Raw genomic sequence first — 21,511 nt, 5'->3', positions numbered from 1 at the left:
GAGCCTGAATCTGCAAATGATGCGTCCTGGAACGGATGGCTTTTCCGTGAACCGCCATCTGGCTCCAGGTTCTGCTTTTGACACATGAACCTGCCCGAAAGGTCTGCGACTTTTCGGGACCATGCTCTAGGTAGTCCGCCCGCTGCGCCCTCGCAAGCGGAACAGGTCATCCCTGCTGCCAATCCCGGCGGTTCAGTCTCCCGCCACGAAGAACGCCCAGCGCCCCTCCGGCGTGATGCCGAGGCGGTAGAAGATGTAGGCGCCGAACTGCTGCATGTCCTCATAGTCGCCGGCGGTCACGATCTTGAACAGCTCCACCCGCTGGCGCGCGTCGAGCTTGTCGAGCGGCACGGCGAAGAAATAGGGCCAGACATAGAGTTCCTGTGGGGTTCCGGCATCGAGGTGGACGAAGCCGGCGCTCAGCACCTCTTCCATGATGGCGAGGATTTCCTGTCCTTCGGTGTCGCCCGAAAGCCCCTTGAGGAACTCGATCGGATCGCCGTCGATCTCTGTCAGGGAAAGCTGGGTGCCGCTGTCGCCGGCACCGACGAGAGGCTTAAGCCGGTTGATGTCGCCGCTCTTGGAGGCTTCGAGGATCAGCCCGTGCATGCGCCGCACGGGTTCCGGCAGCTTGTCGAGGTCGTAGATGATCTCGGGCAGCGGGGCATCGGGCGAGACGTGCGGGCGCGCCGTCGAATCGCCGTCAGGGGTGGTGTCGGGATCGACCTGCTCCGGCGGCTGCTCGTCCTCCGGCGATTCGGTCTCGCCGGAAGGCGGCTGTGAGGTGTGGATCGGATCCGGCAGCGGCACGGCGCCGGGGGATACGTCGTCGGTGGAAGCGGCCGGGGGCGTGGAGGGCGAGGGCAGTTCCTCGCGCTTGATTTCGCTGAGCGCCGCCGCAGGCGCGGTCATGCCCGTCAGGGCCGTGGCTGTCGCAATTGAAAGGGCAAGCACGCACACGCCGAGCCGAAGCGAGCCGGCTCCACCGGAATTTCGAAAGTTCAATGTCCGCATCTCCATCGCGCCGGGATCATGCCCCACGGGGATGGCGGCGTCAAAGCCAAGGTTGGGACCGGGCCGGCCGGACGCTGTTCTAGTGGCGCAGTCGGTGCGGTTCGAATGCGCCGCCGACCACCTTTTCGCGCATGCGGTCGAGCAGGGCCAGCGCCGCCGTCTCGCCATTGGTGCGCAGCATCTCGCAGAACGCGGTTTCCAGCGCGGCTTCAGCGATGATCTCGGGCTCGATCCCGGCCGAAAGGCCTTCGGCCCAGGCTTCGTTGTGGCTTTCGACGGCAGTCAGGCGCTTTTCTTCCCTGACCATGGCGTCGATGTCGCTGATACTGTGTTCCATACGCAACACTCACCCGTATTCAAACATCGATCCATAAAATGCGGATCAAAGTCGACGTGTCCCTTTAATGTCCCATTAAGACTCTACCATGCCTGCGCGGGCTTTGTGCGCGCGCTTTGCCGGAAAAGTTAACAGGCTCTTAATTGCCGTAACGCGAAGCGATATCCCGGGTCAACGCCTCACCTTCCTTCATATACCGATTGATGGCCGCGACAGCCGAGGGGGTACAGCTTTTGTAGGTCTCCCCGAAGGAGCGGTATCCCCTGTTGAAGGAGGCGATGAAACGGGCCCGCCGGTCGGGATCGGGATTCTCCGATTCGAGCAGCTTTTCCATCTGGCCGCGCCACTCGGCGCCGTTCTCGCCGCACAGGTTGCGCAGGAAGTGCAGCGACCCCAGGATTTCGGCAAGCCGCATCAGCCCGGCCTCGAAAGGCGCCTCGGCCGAACGGGCGGGGCCAGAGGCGAGCGCGGTGGACAGGACAAGCGCGACGGCAAGCAGGATGCGTCTCACGGTGCCTTCTCCCCGGACAATTTGTCGCGTGCAAGGTCGCCGGCGCCCAGCAGTTCCTCGGCCACTTCCAGCACCGAATCGGCCAGTTCCATGCCGCGCATCTCGGCAAGCGAATAGAAGGCTGCATTCGCCGCGTCGTCGCCGGCCACCGCCTCGCCCCCGGTATATTCGGCCGCGAACACGGTCAGCCTGTAATCGACGGGATAGTGAGTGCGCGCGCCTTCGATGAGAAGGGTGCGTACCGGCCGGTAGGCGCGCCCCCCAAGCGTGGTTTCCTCGGCCAGTTCGCGCCGCGCGGCTTCCTCCAGCGTCTCTCCAGGCTCCACCTTGCCGCCGGGGAAGGCATAGAGCCCTTGCGAGGGCGCACGGCCGCGCTCGACCAAAAGCACCCTGTCGCCGCGCACCAGCGCGACCGAAACGGCGGGGATTTCCGGCAATGTCGTCATGCTTTCCTGACCGGTTGTGGATGGAGCGGTCAGGGTAGCTTTAGCGGTTGCATGCGCCCTGTTCCATGCCCACCTTTGTCCGGCAGCAGAAAAAGGATCGTATCCATGTGCGGGCGTTTCGCGCTCACGGCCACGGCGGATCAGACCGCCGCCTTTCTCGGCGTCGGCGAATTGCAGGACTTTCCGGCGCGCTACAACATCGCGCCCACCCAGCCGATCCTGATGGCGCTGGCCGCGCCGCCGCGCCCGCCCGGCTCCAACCTGCCGGACCGCGAGGCGCTGCTGGTGCGCTGGGGACTGATCCCCGCCTGGGTGAAGGAGACGCGCGGTTTTCCGCTGCTGTTCAACGCCCGCTCCGAGGAAGCGGCCGGCAAGGCCTCCTTCCGCACCGCCATGCGCCATCGGCGCGCGCTGGTGCCGGCCTCCGGCTTCTATGAATGGCAGCAGAGCGGCGCGGCCAAGGGGCAGGCGTACTGGATCCGGCCGCGCCATGGCGGGCTGGTCGCCTTCGCCGCCCTGATGGAAACCTACGCCGAACCCGGCGGATCGGAGATGGACACCGGTGCGCTGCTCACCACCGCGGCCAATCCGGCGATTGCCCATATCCACCACCGCATGCCGGTGGTGATCGAGGAGAAGGATTTTGGCCGTTGGCTCGATTGCCGCCGCCAGGAACCGCGCGACGTGGCGGACCTGTTGAAACCGGCCCAGCCGGATTTCTTCGAGGCGATCCCGGTGTCCAGCCTCGTCAACAAGGTGGCGAATACGGGGCCGGAAGTACAGGAAAGGTTCGAGGCGCCGCCGGAGCCGAAACAAAAGGCGCCTTCCACGACGACGCCCGAAGACACGCAGATGTCCCTGTTCTGAGCGAGGCCGCGCGACAATTGCCCACCGCCCGGTTCCGGTGGCGACAAGATGTCGGGCCGCGCCTTGCCAGCTTATGCCGGGCGGGGCGAGATGAATTTCTGGACCGGCTTCTTCTTCTTGGTCATGTGCATGAGTGCAGCAGCCACTGCCGCCGGCCCGATGGCGCGATACTGGTTGGCCAATACTGGCTTTTCAGGTCGCTTTTCCTGTTTCTTTCTGGTCATTGTTCTTCCCCAGAGTCCAGATCAACTTATTACCCCAGTAAGTGGTATTCGATTCCGTCGAAATCGTGACGCGAAGGTGGAGTATTTTTGATATCCTTCACGCTCTACATACATGTTTAATAAAATCTTTCTTTTTGTGAGGCCGTGGCCGCCAAGGCGATCTTTTCCGCCGCGATAGCGGCTTGACGGCAACAGCGGCGAAGGCGATAAAGCCGGCCATGAAGATGTCCTTCGCCATTTGTGGCATTTCGATTATCGGCTAGCCTCGCGCTGGCCCGGACGTTTTCGCCCATCTTCCTTCCAGATCGGACAAACGACCCGGCCAGCAGGCTGAAGGGCAACTGTATCTGTTTGAACCGGCAATGCCGGGAAGGGGATGAATGACCAGGGAAACCAAGGGCCTGCGCCTCACCAACACGCTCACCCGCGCGAAGGAGGATTTCTTCCCCATCGATGCGTCGAACGTGCGCATGTATGTGTGCGGGCCGACCGTCTACGACTTCGCCCATATCGGCAATGCGCGCCCGGTCATTGTCTTCGACGTGCTCTACCGGCTGCTGCGTCATCTCTATGGCGCGGACCACGTCACCTATGTGCGCAACATCACCGACGTCGACGACAAGATCAACGCGCGCGCCCTGCGCGATTTCGGCGATGACATCGCCGCCGGCAAGCTCACGCTCAACGAGGCGATCCGCCGGGTGACGGAAAAGACCGCCGACCAGTTCCACAAGGATGTGAAGGCGCTGGGCTGCCTGCCGCCGACCTTCGAGCCGCGCGCGACGGAGTTCGTGCTCGCGCGGCCGGATGGCAAGACGGATATGGTTTCGTTGATTCAATCTCTCATCGAACGCGGCCATGCCTATGAAGCGGCAGGGGAAGTCCTGTTCGACACCGCCTCGATGCCGGACTATGGGCAGCTCTCCAAGCGCCCGCTGGACGAGCAGCAGGCCGGCGCCCGTGTCGCTGTCGACACGCATAAGAAGAACCCGCAGGATTTCGTGCTGTGGAAGCTATCCTCGCCGGAGGAGCCAGGCTGGGACAGCCCTTGGGGCCAAGAGGCGTGGACAGCCGCAGGCTGGACGGGGAAGCCAAAGGGTCGGCCGGGCTGGCACATCGAGTGCTCGGCCATGTCGGCGGCCTATCTGGGTGAGGTCTTCGATATCCATGGCGGCGGGCTCGACCTCATCTTCCCGCATCACGAGAACGAGATCGCCCAGTCCCGTTGCGCCCATGGCACCTCGGTGATGGCCAATTACTGGCTGCACAACGGCTTCCTGCAGGTGGAAGGCCAGAAGATGTCGAAAAGCCTCGGTAACTTCTTCACCATCCACGAGCTGCTGGAGACGGAGAATTTCGGCGGTCGCGAATGGTCGGGCGAGGTGCTGCGGCTGGCCATGCTGATGACGCATTACCGCGAGCCCATCGATTTCGCCGTGCGCAAGCTGGAGGAAGCGGAGAACACGCTGCGCAAGTGGAAGCGTGCCGCCGACCTCGCCGAAGGCTCCGCCGCTGTGCCGGACGAGGTGATCGCGGAACTGTGCGACGATCTTTCGACCTATTCCGCCTTTCAGGTGCTGACGCAGCTCGCCGGCGAGGCGCTGGAGGGCGACAAGGCGGCTGCCGCCTCGCTGCGTGGTGCGCTCGAATTCCTCGGCTTCGACGTCAGCGCCGAAGTGGACAAGGCGGCAGTGGATGAAGCGATTGCCGCTCGCCTTGCCTTCATCCGGGATAAAAACTGGGGCGAGGCCGACCGCATTCGCGACGAATTGCTGGCCAGGGGCGTGCAATTGAAGGACGGCAAGGACCCCGCCAGTGGCGAACGCATCACGACATGGGAGGTGAAGCGATGATCGACCATACCGGAATAGAAGTGACCGATTTCGAGGCGTCACGAAAGTTCTACGATGCGGCGCTGGCGCCGCTGGGCGCCACGCTGGTGATGATGGTGCCGGAGGAACACACCGGCGGGGTGAAGGTCGGCGGTTATGGCTATGACCGCCCGCAGTTCTGGCTGCACGAGGTGAAGGAGGCTGGCCCCGGCCGCCACTATGCCTTCACCGCCGACAAGCGTGCCGAGGTCGATGCCTTCTACGAGGCGGCGATGGCCGCGGGCGGCAAGGACAATGGCGCACCGGGCCTGCGGCCCCACTACCACCCGAACTACTACGGTGCCTTCGTTCTCGATCCGGACGGCAACAATATCGAAGCCGTCTGTCATCAGCCGGAGTGAAGCGCCATGAGCCTCGACAACAGGCCGGTCTATTCCGGCGGCTGCCAGTGCGGTGCGGTGCGGTTCCGTGTCGAGGGCGCTCTGGGGCATGCCTCGGTGTGCCATTGCCGCATGTGCCAGAAGGCGTTCGGCGCCTTCTATGCGCCGCTTGTGTCGGTGCGCGATGCAAAGCTCGAATGGACGCGTGGTGAGCGCCAGACCTTCCAGTCCTCCAACCTGGTCCAGCGCGGTTTCTGCGCCGAATGCGGCACGCCGCTCACCTATGAGGCTCCGGACGGCGTCGCCCTTGCCATCGGCGCCTTCGACAGCCCGGCCGAAATCGCTCCCGTCATCCAGTGGGGCATCGAGGGCAAGCTGCCCTATGTCGACGCCATCCACACCCTTCCGGGCAAGGACACCATGGGGGACGAGGAAGCGGCGGCCTTTCTGGCGCAACTCGTTTCCTACCAGCACCCCGACCACGATACCGACACCTGGCCGCCGGAGGGCCGCACACAATGAATGCCGAACTGCGCGGCCTGTACCCGGAGATCGAACCGTTCGAGAGCGGCATGCTCGATGTCGGCGACGGCCACACGATCTATTGGGAGCGGGTCGGCACGAAGGGCACCAAGCCGGCCGTGTTCCTGCATGGCGGGCCGGGCGGCACCATCTCGCCCAGGCACCGGCGCCTGTTCGATCCGGCGCTTTACGACGTCATCCTGTTCGACCAGCGCGGCTGCGGCAAATCCACGCCGAACGCGTCTCTGGAGGCCAACACCACATGGCATCTGGTCGCCGACATCGAGCGCCTGCGCGAAATGTGCGGCTTCGAAAAGTGGCTGGTGTTCGGCGGTTCGTGGGGCTCGACGCTGGCGCTTGCCTATGCCGAGACTCATCCCGAGCGGGTCAGCGAACTGGTGGTGCGCGGCATCTACACGCTCACCCGTGCCGAACTGGAATGGTACTACCAGTTCGGCGTCTCGCAGATGTTCCCCGACAAGTGGGAGCGCTTCGTGGCTCCCATCCCGCAGGAGGAGCGCGGCGACATGATCGCCGCCTACCGCAAGCGGCTGGTGGGCGATGACCGCAAGGCCCGGATCGAGGCCGCCAGGGCGTGGAGCATCTGGGAAGGCGAGACGATCACGCTGCTTCCCGAGCCCGAAACCAGCGATCCGTTCGGCGCGGATGACTATGCGATCGCCTTCGCCCGCATCGAGAACCATTACTTCGTCCATGCCGGCTGGCTGGAGGAAGGCCAGTTGCTGCGCGATGCCGGCCGGCTGAAGGACATTCCCGGCACCATCGTCCATGGCCGCTACGACATGCCGTGCCCGGCGCACTATGCCTGGGCGCTGCACAAGGCATGGCCGAAGGCCGAGTTCCACCTGATCGAGGGGGCGGGGCACGCCTATTCCGAACCTGGTATCCTCGACCGGCTGATCCGCGCCACCGACCAGTATGCAGGCAAGGCCTGACACCGGAATTTCTTACCAACTTCCGGTTCTTCAGGGCCGGAAGCAGGCAATGGACAAGGCAATGAAAGAGCGCATCTATCTCTACGACACGACGCTGCGGGACGGCCAGCAGACGCCCGGCATCGATTTCTCGGTCGAGGACAAGATCGCCATTGCCGGCATGCTGGACGAGTTCGGCGTCGATTATGTGGAAGGCGGCTATCCGGGCGCCAACCCCACCGACACGGCGTTCTTTTCCGAGAAGCGCACCCAGCGCTCGCGCTTCGCCGCCTTCGGCATGACCAAGCGCGTTGGCGTCTCGGCCTCGAACGATCCCGGCCTGGCGCTGCTTCTTCAGTCGCGCTCGGATGTCGTGTGCTATGTCGCCAAAAGCTCGCAATATCAGGTGCGTGTGGCGCTGGGCTGCACCGATGAAGAAAACCTCGAGGCCATTCGCGCGTCCGTCGAGGCGGCCATCACCGCCGGCAAGGAGGCGATGGTCGATTGCGAGCATTTCTTCGACGGTTTCAAGGCCAATGCGGACTACACGCTGGCCTGCGCCCGCACCGCCTATGAGGCCGGCGCGCGCTGGGTGGTGCTGTGCGACACCAATGGCGGCACCCAGCCGGCCGAGATTCGCGAGATCGTGCGCAAGGCGATCGCGGCCGGCATTCCCGGCAGCCATCTCGGCATCCACGCCCATGACGACACAGGGCAGGCCGTGGCCAACTCGCTGGCGGCGGTGGAGGCGGGCGCCCGCCAGATCCAGGGCACGCTGAACGGCATCGGCGAACGCTGCGGCAACGCCAACCTCGTCACCCTGATCCCGACGCTTGCCCTGAAGAAGACCTATGCGGATCGCTTCGAGACGGGCATCGCGCCGGAGCGGCTGGCCACCATCGCGCACCTGTCGCGCGGCTTCGACGAGTTGCTGAACCGCGCCCCCAATGCGCAGGCGCCCTATGTCGGCGCGTCCGCTTTCGCCACCAAGGCCGGCATCCATGCCTCGGCGCTGGCCAAGGAGCCCAGCACCTACGAGCATGTCGAGCCCGAAAGCGTCGGCAACCGCCGCAAGGTCATGGTTTCGGACCAGGGCGGCAAGGCCAACTTCCTTGTCGAACTGAAGCGGCGCGGCATCGAGGTCTCGCGCGACGATCCGCGACTGGACACGCTCGTTGCCATGGTCAAGGAGCGCGAGGCCGAAGGCTATGCCTATGAAGGGGCGGACGCCAGCTTCGAGCTTCTGGCCCGCCGCACACTGGGCACCGTGCCGGATTTCTTCAGCGTCGAAAGCTTCCGCTGCATGGTCGAGCGCCGCTTTGACGCCAATGGCCAGATCAAGACCGTCTCGGAAGCCATCGTCAAGGTGGTGGTGGAAGGCGAGACGCGCATGTCGGTGGCCGAGGGCCATGGCCCGGTCAACGCGCTCGACATCGCGCTGCGCAAGGATCTCGGCCGCTACCAGAGCGAGATCGAGGATCTGGAGCTGGTCGATTACAAGGTGCGTATCCTGAACGGCGGCACCGAGGCCATCACCCGCGTGCTGATCGAATCGCAGGACGCCAGCGGCGCCCGCTGGTGGACGGTCGGCGTGTCCGACAACGTCATCGACGCATCGTTCCAGGCGCTGATGGATTCCATCGTCTTCAAGCTGATGAAGAACCGCGAGCTGGCGGGACAGGTCGCTGCCGAATAGGCGACGCCCGGCCCTCACCGGCACCCGTTGCGGTTGATCCATCAACGAAAGACGATTGAACCATGAGAAGTTTGAAATGGTTCTCCGCGTCGGGCCGGTCCATATGGGCGAGATGACGACAGGTGTGATCGACAAGCCGGGAGAAACCGAGGCTGCGGTTCGGCGGGGTTTCGCGTTGGGATTCGGCGCCTATCTGCTGTGGGGCATACTGCCGCTCTACATGAAGCTGGTCGCCCACCTGCCGCTGATGGAAGTGATCGCCAATCGTATCCTGTGGTCGGTGCCGCTTGCCGCCATAGTGCTGGTCTGGCTGGGGCGCACGGCGGATTTCAAGGCGGCGCTGCGTTCGCCGCGCATGCTGGCGATGGCCGGGCTGACGGCCTGCATCATCACCATGAACTGGAGCCTGTATGTGTGGGCGATCGCCGTCGACCGCACCATCGAGACGGCGCTCGGCTATTACATCAACCCGCTGGTCAACGTCATGATCGGCGCCCTGCTGCTGGGTGAGCGGCTGAACCGTGTCCAGACCGCGGCGGTAGCCCTGGCGGCCATAGCCGTCGCCATTCTGACCTATGAGAACGGCACGCTGCCTTGGGTGTCGCTGGCTCTGGCCGTCACCTTCGCCGCCTACGGCTTCTTCCGCAAGACCCTGCCCATCGGCCCGAGCCAGGGCTTCCTGCTGGAAGTCATGATCCTGGCTGTCCCGGCGGGTGCCTACATCGTCTGGCTGATCGCCAACGGCACGGACCATCTGGTGTCCAGCACCGGGTTCGACACGGCGGTGCTGCTCGGCTGCGGGCCGGTCACGGCGGTGCCGCTGCTTATGTTCGCCTTCGGCGCCAAGGCGTTGCGGCTCTCCACGCTCGGCCTGATGCAATACATCGCGCCGACCATGGTGTTCCTGATTGCCGTGTTCGTGTTCAACGAGCCTTTCGGGACGGCTCAACTCGTGGCCTTCGGGCTCATATGGACTGCGCTGGCGATCTACACCTGGTCGACCCTGCGCGGAAAATAAGGCATGTCGCCCGAAAGTGGCAACCGGTTTCGGGATAGCGACACGCTTAAAGCAACAGCTTGAAGCGTTTTAGAGCCCTACATCTTCTCGATGATGGAGGGAACGCCCTCCGTCGGCGTACCCGTCGCCGAGGCGGCGGACAGGATGGCGGGCACGATCGACCCCACCTCGTCCACCACCAGCGGCTGCACCTGGTGGGCCGTATGGATGAAACCCTCGCCCCGCATGTGGTCCAGCAGGGTCAGCATCGGATTCCAGAAACCGCCGATATTGGCGAACACCATCGGCTTGCGGTGATGGCCGAGCTGCGCCCAGGTCATCATCTCGACGATTTCCTCCACCGTGCCGATGCCGCCGGGCAGAGCGACGAAGGCGTCGGATTCCTCGAACATGCGCTGCTTGCGCTCATGCATGTTGTCGGTGATGACGACCTCGTCCAGCCGGTCCAGCCCGCTTTCGGTCGCTTCCTTGTTCATCAGGAAGCGCGGGATGATGCCGAGCACCTTGCCGCCGGCGCGCATGGCGCCTTCGGAAACGGCTCCCATGATGCCTTTCGTGCCGCCGCCATAGACGAGCCGCAGGCCCGAATGGGCAAGCGCGCGGCCGAGCGTGCGCCCGGCCTCGACATAGGTCTTGTCGTGGCCCGGGGAAGAACCGCAATAGACGCAGACGGATCGAATCGTGTTCATATCGGATTGGTGCTAGCGGTTGCGGCGGCGGTCAAGCCTGCTCCGGTGTTTTTCTTGTCCGTTGCCATAAAACAGGATAGATCGCGCGGGAACATGGTGCTCGGAAACGGAATCCGCTGTCCGGAAAAGATCATGTTCCAACAATGAGATAATGCGTGATGACATTTTCGCGGAAATTCGTCACGCTGGGGCAGTGAGGGGCAGGCAGGGCAATGAAGAGCAACGGGTTGAAGGCATTTCTGTTTGCCGCTGCGGCTGTCGTCGTCGCGGGTTTCGTCGGCTATCTTTCAGGTGCCCTCGATCCCTATCTTGGCCGGGCGCCCGCCGAGGTCACCCAGCCGCAGGCCGCCATTGCTCCGGCAGGTGGCGAGACGCCGGCGCCTGCTGCCGGTCCACAGGCGGAACCGGCCGCCGGCAACGAACCCGCCCAGGCCGATACGGGCGCGCAGACGCCTTCCGGCGCAGGCACCGACGAGGCATCCGCCACGCAGCCCGCGCCCGAGGGCGTGACGGTTCCGACCTTCGACCTGCTGCGCGTTGAGGGCGACGGCTCCACGGTCGTGGCCGGCAAGGCCGCTCCCGGCTCGACGATCGAGCTTGTCGACGGATCGACAGTGCTCGGCAAGGCTGTCGCCGGGGCGGACGGCGCCTTCGCCATCGTGCTCGACGACCCGCTGGACGCCGGCGACCACCAGATCGTGCTGCGCGCCACCGAGCCGGACAGCAATGTGGCCATGTCCACGCAGACCGCTGTCGTGTCGGTTCCCGAGAAGCCGGACGGGCAGGTGCTGGCCATGGTCGAGGAGCCGGGCAAGGCCGCGCAATTGCTGACCGTGCCGAAGCCCCTGACGCCGCCGGCCGCAGAGGGCGCTGCGAACACGGCCGCGCCGCAATCGGGCGAATCTGCCGCCGAAACCCCGACAGCGGATGAGAAGGCGCCGGCTGCGGATATTGCCGGCGGCCCGGCTGTCGTGGTCGAGGCTGTCGAGATCGATGGCGGCAAGGTGTTCGTCGCCGGCCGGGCCGATGCCGGCCGCAAGGTGCGCGCCTATGCCAATGAAATCCTGCTTGGCGAAGCCCTGACTTCGCCGGACGGCCATTTCCTCGTCGAGGCCAGTCGCGATCTCCCGGTCGGCGAATACACCATCCGAGTCGATGGCCTCGATGCGGCGGATGGCGACAAGGTCGTGGCGCGCGCGACGGTGCCCTTCCAGCGCGAGCCGGGCGAAACGGTCGCGGCGGTCGCGCCTTCCGGTTCGCCCGCCGCGGGCGGTACGGAGGCGGAGCCGGGTCAGCCGGCCACCACCGTGGCGCCCAAGCTCGAACATGCGGACGGCTCCGTCATCATCCGCCGTGGCGATACGCTGTGGCACATCTCCCGCCGTGTCTATGGCCAGGGCGTGCGCTATTCGACCATCTACCTGGCCAATCAGGAGCAGATCAGCGATCCGGACCGCATCTGGCCGGGACAGGTGTTCAAGGTGCCTGAAAAGTCGGAGCAGGGCGAAGAGGCCGATTTCGGTGCGATGGGCGACCGCATCACCGTGCCGCCGCAATAGCCCGACATCTAGGCCAGGCCTTCCACGAAAGCGGTGTCATGGAACCGCTTTCTTTCCTTGGGCGGTTGCGTGAACCGTTGTCATCGTTTATCGTCGATATACGATGAAATCTTCCCCGCACTGCAAGGACAACCGCGAAAGGCTGGCCGACGCCGAGCTTGCCGCGCGTCTGGCCGCGCTTTCGCATCCGGCTCGCATCGAGATCCTGCGCCATCTTGCCGGGGCGAACTCCTGCTGCTGCGGCGATGTGGTGGGACGCCTAGACCTGGCGCAATCGACGGTTTCCCAGCATCTCAAGATACTGGTCTCGGCCGGGCTCGTGCGTTTCGAGGCCGATGGCCAGCGCTCCCGATACGCCATAGACCGTCCCGCGCTCAAGGCAGTGGCGGCGGAACTGGCCTGTTTCGCCTCCTCCTGTACCGATTGCTGAACCGAGACTCCTTGCGAAGCATTGCAGCCGTCTTTTACAAGGCATTGAATTTGTGACTGAAAAAACCGTTTCTGCCGATTCCGGCTCCACCTTCAACACGCTGGTCAACCTGTGGCCCTATATGTGGCCGTCGGACCGCGCCGATCTCAAGGCCCGCGTCGTTTGGGCGACGGTGCTTCTGGTCGCGGCCAAGCTGACGCTGATTGCCGTTCCCTATTTCTTCAAATGGGCGACCGATGCGCTGGCCGGCGATGCGCATACCCCGCCGCCATTGCCGGCGGTTCTTGCCGCGCCCGTCATGCTGGTGGTCGCCTATAACGTCATCCGCGTCATTCAGGTCGGCTTCAACCAGTTGCGCGACGCGCTGTTCGCCCGCGTCGGCCAGTACGCCGTGCGCCAGCTCGCCTATCGCACCTTCGTGCACATGCACCGCCTGTCGCTGCGCTTCCATCTGGAGCGGCGCACCGGCGGCCTGTCGCGCATCATCGAGCGTGGCACCAAGGGCATCGAGACCATCGTGCGCTTCACGGTGCTGAACAGTGTGCCGACCGTGCTGGAGTTCGCCCTGACGGCGATCATCTTCGCGGTCGCCTATGGCTGGAAATATGTGGCCGTGGTGGCGATCACCGTGTGGCTCTACACCTGGTTCACGGTAAAGGCGAGCGACTGGCGCATCGACATCCGCCGCGACATGAACGACAGCGACACCGACGCCAACACCAAGGCGATCGATTCGCTGCTCAACTTCGAGACGGTGAAATATTTCGGCAATGAGAGGATGGAGGCCGAGCGCTTCGACCGCTCGATGGCGCGCTACGAAGCCGCCGCCACCCGCATCTGGACCTCGCTCGGCTGGCTGAACTTCGGCCAGGGCGTGATCTTCGGCATCGGCATGACGGTGGTCATGGCCATGTCGGCGCTGGAGGTGCAGGCCGGTACCCAGACGGTGGGCGATTTCGTCTTCGTCAACGCCATGCTGATGCAGCTTTCCGTGCCGCTCAACTTCATCGGCTTCATCTACCGCGAGATAAGGCAGGGGCTGACCGATATCGAGCAGATGTTCGACCTGCTGGATGTGCAGGCGGAAGTGGTCGACCGGCCGGATGCCGTGCCGCTGGCGGTGGGGTCCGGCAAGGTCGAGTTCCGCGACGTCCAGTTTTCCTACGAGCCGAACCGCCAGATCCTGAAAGGGGTCAGCTTCGAGGTGCCGGCCGGCAAGACGGTGGCCATCGTCGGCCCTTCCGGCGCCGGCAAGTCCACCATCTCGCGCCTGCTGTTCCGCTTCTATGACGTGCAGTCCGGCGCGATCCTGATCGACGGGCAGGATGTGCGCGACGTCTCTCAGGAAAGCCTGCGCGCGGCCATCGGCATGGTGCCGCAGGACACGGTTCTGTTCAACGACACCATCGCCTACAACATTCGCTATGGCCGCATCGATGCTTCCGAGGAGGAAGTGCGCCGCGCCGCCGAGTTGGCCCAGATCGGCCCCTTCATCGAGGGTCTGCCGGACGGCTACAAGACCATGGTCGGCGAGCGCGGCCTGAAGCTCTCCGGCGGCGAGAAGCAGCGCGTGGCGATTGCCCGCACCATCCTGAAGGCCCCGCCGATCCTCATTCTCGACGAGGCGACCTCGGCGCTCGACAGCCATACCGAGCAGGAAATCCAGTCGGCGCTCGATCTGGTCAGCCGCGACCGTACCACCATCGTCATCGCCCACCGGCTTTCCACCGTCATCACCGCCGACGAGATCATCGTGCTGAAGGACGGCCGGATCGAGGAGCGCGGCACGCATTCGGCCCTGTTGCGCAGGGGTGGCCTCTATGCCTCGATGTGGGATCGCCAGCGCGAGGCGACCGAGGCCGAGGAGCGGCTGCGCATCGCCCGCGAGACGGACGAGATGGGCGTTGTCGTGCGGCAGCGCACGCCGGAGGTCATTTGACGGTGCGTTCCGCGTCGGCTCATCCGGGACGCTGACGCATTGTTGCATTGCGGCTCGGGTGGGTTTCCGCTAGAGAGGCACCCACTGAAAACGGAGCCCGTCCAGCAACGATGCAACTCATCGACACGATCAGGAAGGCGTTCGTGCCGATCCATCGCGAGGGCTATCCCTTCATCGCCATCTTCGCGGTGGTGACGCTGGCGGTCGGCTACTTCTCCAGCTTCCTGCTGTGGGTGGGCGCGATCCTCACCGCCTGGTGCATCTATTTCTTCCGCGATCCCGAACGCGTCACGCCGGTTGACGACAGCCTGGTGATCAGCCCCGCCGATGGCGTGGTCACCGCCGTGGGTCCGGCCGTGCCGCCGCAGGAACTGGGCTTCGGCGGCGCCGAGATGACCCGCATCTCGGTGTTCATGAACGTCTTTTCCTGCCACGTGAACCGCTCTCCGGTGCGTGGCCGCATCACCCGTATCGAGCATCGCCCGGGCCAGTTCCTCAATGCCGAACTGGACAAGGCGAGCAGCGAGAACGAGCGCAACGGCGTGGTCATCGACAGCCCGCACGGCACCATCGCGGCGGTGCAGATCGCCGGACTGGTGGCCCGCCGCATCCTGTGCTGGGCCGAGACCGGCTCCGATATCGCCGCCGGCGAGCGCTTCGGCCTGATCCGCTTCGGCTCGCGCGTCGATGTCTACCTGCCGGAAGGCGCGGTGCCGCGTGTGGCGATCGGCCAGACGGCGGTGGGCGGCGAGACGGTGCTGGCAGAGTTCGGCGGACGGGCGAGCGCGCCCGTGGTCCGCGTCTCCTAGAAGTCCGGCCCGATGAACCCGTCCTTCAAGAAGTTCGAGGCGCACGGTTCCGGGGGGCCTCGCATTCGCGAAATCCCGCTGCGCATGGTTTTCCCGAACCTGCTGACGGTGCTGGCCATCTGCGCCGGCCTGTCGGGCATCCGCTTCGCCTTCGAGGGGCGTTTCGAGACGGCGGTGGTGATGGTGTTGATCGCCGCCTTCCTCGACGGGCTCGACGGACGCGTGGCGCGCCTGCTCAAGGCGACCTCCAAATTCGGCGCCCAGATGGATTCCATCGCCGATATCGTCAATTTCGGTGTCGCGCCCGCCCTCGTGCTCTATGCTTTCCTGCTCGACCGGGCCGGGTCTCCCGGCTGGATCGCGGCGCTTTTGTTTACCATTGCCTGCGGCATGCGGCTGGCCCGTTTCAACGTGCTCGAGGAAGTCCACGACAGGCCGGCATGGCAGGCCGAGTATTTCGTCGGCGTGCCGGCCCCGGCCGGGGCGGCGGTGGTGATGCTGCCGCTTTATCTGTCCTTCATCGGCGTCGAGCCGACGCGCTACGGCGCCTTCCTCGCCACCGGCTTCACCGTGGTGGTGGCCTTCCTTCTGGTCAGCCGCCTGCCGGTCTATTCGGGCAAGAGCCTCAAGATACCGGGCGACCGCATGCTGCTGGTCATCCTGGCCATCGTGCTCTTCTTCCTGCTGCTGGTGAGCTACCCCTGGTACACGCTTACCGCTTCGGTCGTGGCCTATCTGATCTTCCTGCCGCTCTCCGTGCTGGCCTATTCGCGCCGCGCCAAGCGCGAGGGCGAGGCCCAACTGCCGCCGGATGTGGACGCAAGGCCCGGGGACTGATCAGGCAGCGCTGCCGGCGTTCAGGCGCTCGACGGCGAGATCGCGGGTCGCCACATAGTCGGTCTTGCCGGAGCCGAGCACCGGGATTTCCGCGACCTTGACGATATCGCCCGGCACCGCAAGCTCGGCTATGCCGGCCTGCTTGCCAAGCCTGCGCAGGCTTGTCGCATCGGCCTGCGTCGCCGTGGTGACGAGCACGATGCGTTCGCCGCGCCGGCGGTCGGGAACGGCGACGACGGCATGCCGCTCCTCCGGCCACAGCGATTGCACCAGCATCTCGATCGCGCCCAGCGAAACCATCTCGCCGGCGATCTTGGCGAAGCGGGCCGCGCGTCCGGTGATGGTGATGAAGCCCTCGCGGTCGACCTTCACGATGTCGCCCGTGTCCTGCCAGCCATCGGCCAGCGGCTGAAGCTCGCCGGGCCGCTCGGCCGTCATGTAGCCCAGCATGACATTGGGGCCGGAGAGAAACAGCCGCCCGCCCTCGGCGACGCCCTCGACAGGCTCGATGCGCATGCGCATGCCGGGCAGCAGCCGGCCCACGGTGCCCTCGCGGTTATGGATGGCGGTGTTGACCGCCGCCACCGGCGCCGCCTCGGTAAGCCCGTAGCCCTCGATGATGGCGGTGTGGAAGCGCTCGCGCCAGACCCGGCGCGTTTCCGGCTTCACTGCTTCGGCGCCCGCAACAACGAAGCGCAGGCTGGAAAAATCGCCGTCGGAGGCGGTGCGGGCATATTGCGCCAGGAAGGTGTCGGTGCCGAACATCACCGTCGGCTTGAGGCGTCGGGCGACTTCGGGAATGAGCTTGTAGTGCAGGGGCGACGGGTAGAGGAACAGCCGCATGCCGGTGACCAGCGGCAGGATGGTGCCGGCGGTGAGGCCGAAGGAGTGGAACATCGGCAGCACGTTGAGCGCGATGTCGCTGGTGGTGATGGTGACGCGCGCCTCGGCCTGCATGGCGTTGGCGATCAGGTTGCGATGCGACAGCACCGCCGCCTTCGGTGCCCCCTCCGAACCCGAGGTGAACAGGATGACGGCCGGCTTTTCTGCCTTCTGCCGATGCAGGGGGTATCGCCACAACAGCGCGGCGGCCGCCTTGTCCAGCCCGCTGATGCCGGCTTGCAGGTCCTCCAGCCACAGAAGCTTCGCGCCTGCGGCCTCCACGGCCTGCACGACGTCTGCAAGCCCTGCCTTCTCCACGAAGACGCGTGACGAGATCACGGTGTGGATTGCCGCTGTGCGCAAGGCTGCGGTGACGTTGGCCGGGCCGGATGTGTAGTTGACCAGCGCCGCCACCTGTCCGGCCGAGGCAAGCCCGAGCAGGGAGAGCACGGCCCCGCTGGTGTTGGGCAGCATCACGCCGACGGCCTCGCCAGGCTTGGCGAGCTTTGCAAAGCGGGTGCCGAGGATGCGCGCACCGGCAAGCAAGGTGCGGTAGCTCAGCCGGCTTCCCGTGGCGTCCTCCACCACGACACGGCCGGGCCCGAAAAGCTCGGCTGCGTCGCGGACGGCCTGGAACAGGGTGAGGTCGGGCTCGGTCGTGGCGAGGCGCGCCTCGGCCATGCGGTCGAACAGCGCATTGGCGTTGCTGGCGGCCGGGCTGCCGTTGCGCGCGACCAGTTCCGGAGCCGTCATCGGCTCCAGAACCGAGACCGACAATCGCGGGAACCAGCGGCGCGGCGCCGGTGCCTTGCCGTCCATCTGGAAGGGCAGGGCCTGTGCGCCGCCGATGAAGATCGGCACGATGCGGGCATCCGCCTGCATGGCAATGCGGATCACGGCCCGATAGAGCCTGAAGGAGCGGATGTCCGGTTCGACCGCTTCGGGAATGTAGACGGCCAGCCGCCCGCGTCCTTTCAGCACCCGCACCAGCCGGCGCGAGACGAAGACATGCTCGGCGTTGAAGGCGATGGTGCGGGCCAGCTCCCGCCACGGCTCCAGCCATACCGATTTCGCCGAAACCGGGTCCAGAATATGCAAGGTGTCGTCCGGCAGCAGCGAGAGCGTCAATGCCGGATCGAGGCGCGACTGATGGCTGACGACATAGATGACGGGCGCCTGCGCACCCCGCGCGATGCCGATTCGGGCATCCGAGATGCGATAGGCAAGCTTGAACGGCGCATACAGCACCGCTTGCGCCGTGCTCAATCCGTGCCGGATTTTCTCGACTATGGCGGTCAGGCACCAGACAAGGGCTATGGCGGCCAGTAGCGCGAGGGTCAGGACCATGCGGTTTGCTCCCGCTTGTTTCAGCAAAGGTTCGCGCCGATTACGCCCGGAAGTTAACCGAACGCCCGTGTCCGTCAACAGCGCTTGTCGGGTTTCCACGAAGAGAATAAAGCGGCCGGGAAAGAAAAAAGCCGGCCCTGGCGCCGGCTTTCGAAAGTGGGGGCGGGGCTGAAGTCCTTGCCTGCGGCCGCCATGCCCCGTGGTGAGGTTTCTGCTCAGTTGGCCGCGAAGCAGTAGAACAGGCCGTCACCGCCGGTTCCCTGCAAGGCTTCCTGGCTGCAGCCGCCGCGCGAGGCATGCGAGGAGTTCCACGACTTCGCCGCATCCGAGTCGTCGAGCCCCATGCGGTCGGAGTGGCCGACGATGGCCTCGCCTTCGGCCCCGCTCATCGTCCAGTCGCCGCAGGTCTTGCCCTCGGCCCTGGTGCCGTCCGGATTGGAGCCGGTAAGGATGTCATGGCGGTTGGGGCTGTCGCCGCGACCGTTGATGATCTCGCCCTTCTCGTTCAGCGCCGTCTGCTTGGTGATGTTGTTGCTGTCGCCATGCAGGGAGGCGACATCGTCGGCGATCTTCTCGCCCTTGGCGTTGACCCATGGGCCTGCGCCGATGCGGTCGCGTGCATCCGTGTCGGCCGACGAGAGATAGGCGCGCCACGTCTTGCCGCTGACGCCGGCCGCTTCGGCGAGCGCGGCGCAATGCGCGTCGGCTCCGTCGAGGCCGCCCAGGTCGGCGCCCTTGCCGGAGCCCTGGCTGGTGACGAAGAAGCTCATCGAATTGTCCTGGGCCAGCGCCGTGCCGCCGGCGGCGAGCGTCAGGGCGGCCACAATCAGGAATTTACGCATGAAGGTGTCCTCCGGCTTGATGACGGGATTGGTGCCGGAAAACGATATGAGGCCGCCACAGGGTCGGCCAGTCACGACTTCGTGTGGGGAAACGGGCTATTCAGGCATCCGGTAGGACACCCAGCGATCGTGCTTGGCCTGATAGATCTCGCCGGTGCGGGTCAGGTCCGGGCTGGCCAGGCCCACGATGCGGGCGGCGATCTCGGAAGGGTGCGGCAGCGTGTTCGGGTCCTCTCCGGGCACGGCCAGCGCGCGCATGGCGGTGCGGGTCGCGCCGGGGTCCACCGCGTTGACGCGCAGCGGATAGTTGCGCGTCTCGTCCGCCCATGACCGCACCATGGCCTCCACGGCGGCCTTGGACGCGGCGTAAGGTCCCCAGAAGGCGCGGGCCGAATGCGCCGCACCCGAGGACAGCACGATGGCACGTCCCGCGTCCGACTGGCGCAGCAGCGGATCGACCGAACGGATCAGCCGCCATGTGGAGGTGACGTTGATGGCCATCACCTTCTCGAACACCTTGGCCTCGACATGGCCGAGCGGGGCGATGACGCCGAGCACGCCGGCATTGGCGACCAGTATGTCGAGCTTGCCCCAGCGCTCATGGATGGCGCCGCCGAGCCGGTCGATGCCCTCCATGTCGGCCAGGTCGAGCGGCACCAGCGTGGCTTCGCCCTTGCCGGTGCGCGCTTTCTCGGCCTTGATCTCGTCGTCGAGTTCCTCGAGTCCGCCCACCGTGCGCGCCACGGCGACGACATGCGCCCCCGCCGCGGCCAGGTCCCTCGCGATGAAATAGCCGATGCCGCGCGAAGCGCCGGTGACCACGGCCGTCCGGCCGGTAAGGTCGATGCTCATGCCTGTCCTCTAATTGCCTGCCCCGAAATGTCCGCCCCGAAATGTCCGCAAGCGGTCAGCCGTTGCTGGCCAGCAGCGACAGCGTATGCACATTGCTCTCGCCATCCTGATCGACGAGGCGGGTCGGGTACTCGCCCGTGAAATAATGATCGGTGAAAGCGGGAGCTTGCGGGTCGCGAGGCTCGCCGCCGACCGCCTTGTAAAGTCCATCGATGGAAATGAACGCCAGCGAATCCGCGCCGATATAGCGGCACATGGAGTCGAGGTCCTTATGCTGGTTGGCGAGCAGCTTGTCGGCGTGCGGCGTGTCGATGCCGTAGAAATCCGGGTGGTAGATCATCGGGCTTGCCACGCGCAGATGCACTTCCGTCGCGCCGGCGTCGCGGATCATCTGCACGATCTTGACCGAGGTCGTGCCGCGCACGATGGAATCGTCCACCAGCACCACACGCTTGCCCTCGATCATCGCCCGGTTGGCCGAATGTTTCAGCTTCACGCCGAGCGCGCGAATCTGCTGCGTCGGCTCGATGAAGGTACGGCCGACATAATGGTTGCGGATGATGCCGTATTCGAAAGGAATGCCGCTCGCCTGCGCGAAGCCGAGCGCCGCCGGCGTGCCGCCGTCCGGAACCGGCACCACCACGTCGGCTTCGACCGGCGCTTCCCCGGCCAGGTTCATGCCCATGTTCTTGCGCGCCACATAGACGCTGCGGCCGCCGACCACCGAATCCGGCCGCGCGAAATAGACATATTCGAACAGGCACAGCCGCTCGGGCTGGGGCTTTTCCGGCTTGATCGCCTGGGTGGTGATGGAACCGTCCTTCTGGATCTCGCAGATGACGATTTCGCCGTTTTCCACGTCGCGGATATATTTCGCGCCGATGATGTCGAGCGCGCAGGTCTCCGAGCAGAAGATCGGCTTTCCGTCGAGTTCGCCCATCACCAGCGGGCGGATGCCGATCGGATCGCGCGCGGCAATGAGCTTGGTGCGCGTCAGGGCCAGCATGGCGTAGCCGCCTTCGACCTGCCGGATGGCGTCCACGAAGCGGTCGGAGGAGGAGGAGTGGCGCGAACGCGCGATCATGTGCAGCACGACTTCGGTGTCGGAAGTCGCCTGAAAGATGGCGCCCGAGGCGATCAACTGTTTGCGCAGCGTGATGCCGTTGGTGAAATTGCCGTTGTGGGCGATGGCGATGCCACCCACTTCCAGTTCCGCGAACAGCGGCTGCACGTTGCGCAGGATCGTCTCGCCCGTGGTGGAATAGCGCACATGGCCGATGGCGCGGTTGCCGGGCAGCCGGTGCAGCGTGGCGGCGTCGGTGAAATGGTCGCCGACGAGGCCCATATGCCGCTCGGAGTGAAAGCGCCGGTCGTGGTAGGAAACGATGCCCGCCGCTTCCTGTCCGCGATGCTGGAGGGCGTGCAAGCCGAGCGCGGTCAGCGCGGCGGCGTCCTCATGGCCGAGAATGCCGAACACGCCGCATTCTTCATGCAACTTATCGTCGGCTTCAGCCGCGAGCGCGCCAAGTTCATTCGCCATAAG

22 protein-coding genes are annotated in these 21,511 nt (G+C 65.3%); 12 read left to right on the top strand and 10 right to left on the bottom strand.

Going from position 1 to position 21,511, the window contains the following annotated elements:
- Positions 1-192 precede the first annotated feature (192 nt).
- From ABID37_RS03920 to ABID37_RS03905, 4 genes are all read right to left on the bottom strand, one after another.
- A complete protein-coding gene (locus ABID37_RS03920) occupies positions 193-1,005 on the bottom strand; it encodes a hypothetical protein (protein ID WP_435521529.1) in 813 nt (270 codons plus the stop codon).
- An 88-nt stretch (positions 1,006-1,093) separates the two neighbouring features.
- Complete coding sequence (locus ABID37_RS03915; RefSeq protein WP_354192762.1) at positions 1,094-1,351, bottom strand: hypothetical protein; 258 nt, start codon at positions 1,349-1,351, stop codon at positions 1,094-1,096.
- 139 nt (positions 1,352-1,490) lie between these two features.
- Complete coding sequence (locus tag ABID37_RS03910; protein ID WP_435521528.1) at positions 1,491-1,862, bottom strand: TIGR02301 family protein; 372 nt, start codon at positions 1,860-1,862, stop codon at positions 1,491-1,493.
- Positions 1,859-2,308 carry an NUDIX hydrolase gene (locus ABID37_RS03905; RefSeq protein ID WP_354192761.1) on the bottom strand — a complete coding sequence of 150 codons (450 nt, stop codon included), beginning with the start codon at positions 2,306-2,308 and terminating at the stop codon, positions 1,859-1,861. Before ABID37_RS03905 ends, ABID37_RS03910 begins: the two co-directional genes overlap by 4 nt.
- 105 nt (positions 2,309-2,413) lie before the next feature.
- Between ABID37_RS03905 and ABID37_RS03900 the strand changes: the two genes are divergently transcribed.
- A complete protein-coding gene (locus ABID37_RS03900) occupies positions 2,414-3,175 on the top strand; it encodes an SOS response-associated peptidase (RefSeq protein WP_354192760.1) in 762 nt (253 codons plus the stop codon).
- 71 nt (positions 3,176-3,246) lie between these two features.
- On the opposite strand, the gene ABID37_RS03895 is transcribed toward ABID37_RS03900, so the two are convergent.
- Positions 3,247-3,399, bottom strand: a complete 153-nt coding sequence (locus ABID37_RS03895; protein ID WP_354192758.1) for a hypothetical protein — start codon at positions 3,397-3,399, stop codon at positions 3,247-3,249.
- Between the two features lie 380 nt (positions 3,400-3,779).
- On the opposite strand from ABID37_RS03895, the gene cysS reads away from it, so the two are divergent.
- The 6 genes from cysS (at position 3,780) to rarD (ending at position 9,782) form a co-directional block, all read left to right on the top strand.
- The gene (cysS, locus tag ABID37_RS03890) at positions 3,780-5,252 is read left to right on the top strand and encodes a cysteine--tRNA ligase (protein WP_354192757.1); all 1,473 of its coding nucleotides are present in this window, start codon (positions 3,780-3,782) and stop codon (positions 5,250-5,252) included.
- Positions 5,249-5,632: a VOC family protein gene (locus ABID37_RS03885; protein WP_354192756.1), complete on the top strand. Its 384-nt coding sequence runs from the start codon at positions 5,249-5,251 to the stop codon at positions 5,630-5,632. The genes cysS and ABID37_RS03885 overlap by 4 nt, the downstream gene beginning before the upstream one ends.
- A gap of 6 nt (positions 5,633-5,638) precedes the next feature.
- Entirely contained in the window at positions 5,639-6,133 is a 495-nt protein-coding gene (locus ABID37_RS03880; protein ID WP_354192755.1) for a GFA family protein, read from the top strand.
- A complete protein-coding gene (pip, locus tag ABID37_RS03875; protein ID WP_354192754.1) occupies positions 6,130-7,089 on the top strand; it encodes a prolyl aminopeptidase in 960 nt (319 codons plus the stop codon). The genes ABID37_RS03880 and pip overlap by 4 nt, the downstream gene beginning before the upstream one ends.
- Positions 7,090-7,138: 49 nt before the next feature.
- On the top strand, positions 7,139-8,764 hold the full coding sequence (gene cimA / locus ABID37_RS03870) for a citramalate synthase (protein ID WP_354192753.1): 1,626 nt from the start codon (positions 7,139-7,141) through the stop codon (positions 8,762-8,764).
- Between the two features lie 112 nt (positions 8,765-8,876).
- Positions 8,877-9,782, top strand: a complete 906-nt coding sequence (gene rarD / locus ABID37_RS03865; RefSeq protein ID WP_354193049.1) for an EamA family transporter RarD — start codon at positions 8,877-8,879, stop codon at positions 9,780-9,782.
- A gap of 77 nt (positions 9,783-9,859) precedes the next feature.
- Here rarD and ABID37_RS03860 read toward each other — a convergent pair whose 3' ends face one another.
- On the bottom strand, positions 9,860-10,471 hold the full coding sequence (locus ABID37_RS03860) for an LOG family protein (RefSeq protein ID WP_354192752.1): 612 nt from the start codon (positions 10,469-10,471) through the stop codon (positions 9,860-9,862).
- Between the two features lie 212 nt (positions 10,472-10,683).
- On the opposite strand from ABID37_RS03860, the gene ABID37_RS03855 reads away from it, so the two are divergent.
- From ABID37_RS03855 to pssA, 5 genes are all read left to right on the top strand, one after another.
- A complete protein-coding gene (locus ABID37_RS03855; RefSeq protein ID WP_354192751.1) occupies positions 10,684-12,030 on the top strand; it encodes an Ig-like domain-containing protein in 1,347 nt (448 codons plus the stop codon).
- Between the two features lie 103 nt (positions 12,031-12,133).
- Positions 12,134-12,460, top strand: a complete 327-nt coding sequence (locus ABID37_RS03850) for an ArsR/SmtB family transcription factor (protein WP_354192749.1) — start codon at positions 12,134-12,136, stop codon at positions 12,458-12,460.
- A gap of 52 nt (positions 12,461-12,512) precedes the next feature.
- The gene (locus ABID37_RS03845) at positions 12,513-14,399 is read left to right on the top strand and encodes an ABCB family ABC transporter ATP-binding protein/permease (RefSeq protein WP_354192748.1); all 1,887 of its coding nucleotides are present in this window, start codon (positions 12,513-12,515) and stop codon (positions 14,397-14,399) included.
- A gap of 47 nt (positions 14,400-14,446) precedes the next feature.
- The gene (locus ABID37_RS03840; protein WP_354192747.1) at positions 14,447-15,208 is read left to right on the top strand and encodes a phosphatidylserine decarboxylase; all 762 of its coding nucleotides are present in this window, start codon (positions 14,447-14,449) and stop codon (positions 15,206-15,208) included.
- A 12-nt stretch (positions 15,209-15,220) separates the two neighbouring features.
- The gene (pssA, locus tag ABID37_RS03835; protein WP_354192746.1) at positions 15,221-16,045 is read left to right on the top strand and encodes a CDP-diacylglycerol--serine O-phosphatidyltransferase; all 825 of its coding nucleotides are present in this window, start codon (positions 15,221-15,223) and stop codon (positions 16,043-16,045) included.
- Here pssA and ABID37_RS03830 read toward each other — a convergent pair whose 3' ends face one another.
- From ABID37_RS03830 to purF, 4 genes are all read right to left on the bottom strand, one after another.
- Positions 16,046-18,274 carry an AMP-binding protein gene (locus tag ABID37_RS03830; RefSeq protein WP_354192745.1) on the bottom strand — a complete coding sequence of 743 codons (2,229 nt, stop codon included), beginning with the start codon at positions 18,272-18,274 and terminating at the stop codon, positions 16,046-16,048.
- A gap of 215 nt (positions 18,275-18,489) precedes the next feature.
- Positions 18,490-19,116: a hypothetical protein gene (locus tag ABID37_RS03825; RefSeq protein WP_354192744.1), complete on the bottom strand. Its 627-nt coding sequence runs from the start codon at positions 19,114-19,116 to the stop codon at positions 18,490-18,492.
- Between the two features lie 96 nt (positions 19,117-19,212).
- Complete coding sequence (locus ABID37_RS03820) at positions 19,213-19,968, bottom strand: SDR family NAD(P)-dependent oxidoreductase (RefSeq protein WP_354192743.1); 756 nt, start codon at positions 19,966-19,968, stop codon at positions 19,213-19,215.
- Positions 19,969-20,023: 55 nt separating this feature from the next.
- The gene (gene purF, locus ABID37_RS03815) at positions 20,024-21,508 is read right to left on the bottom strand and encodes an amidophosphoribosyltransferase (RefSeq protein WP_354192742.1); all 1,485 of its coding nucleotides are present in this window, start codon (positions 21,506-21,508) and stop codon (positions 20,024-20,026) included.
- Positions 21,509-21,511: the final 3 nt, after the last annotated feature.

This window comes from Aquamicrobium terrae (assembly GCF_040545735.1).
Classification (GTDB): Bacteria; Pseudomonadota; Alphaproteobacteria; order Rhizobiales; family Rhizobiaceae; genus Mesorhizobium; species Mesorhizobium terrae_A.
This window is presented reverse-complemented; position numbering and strand designations above follow the sequence as displayed.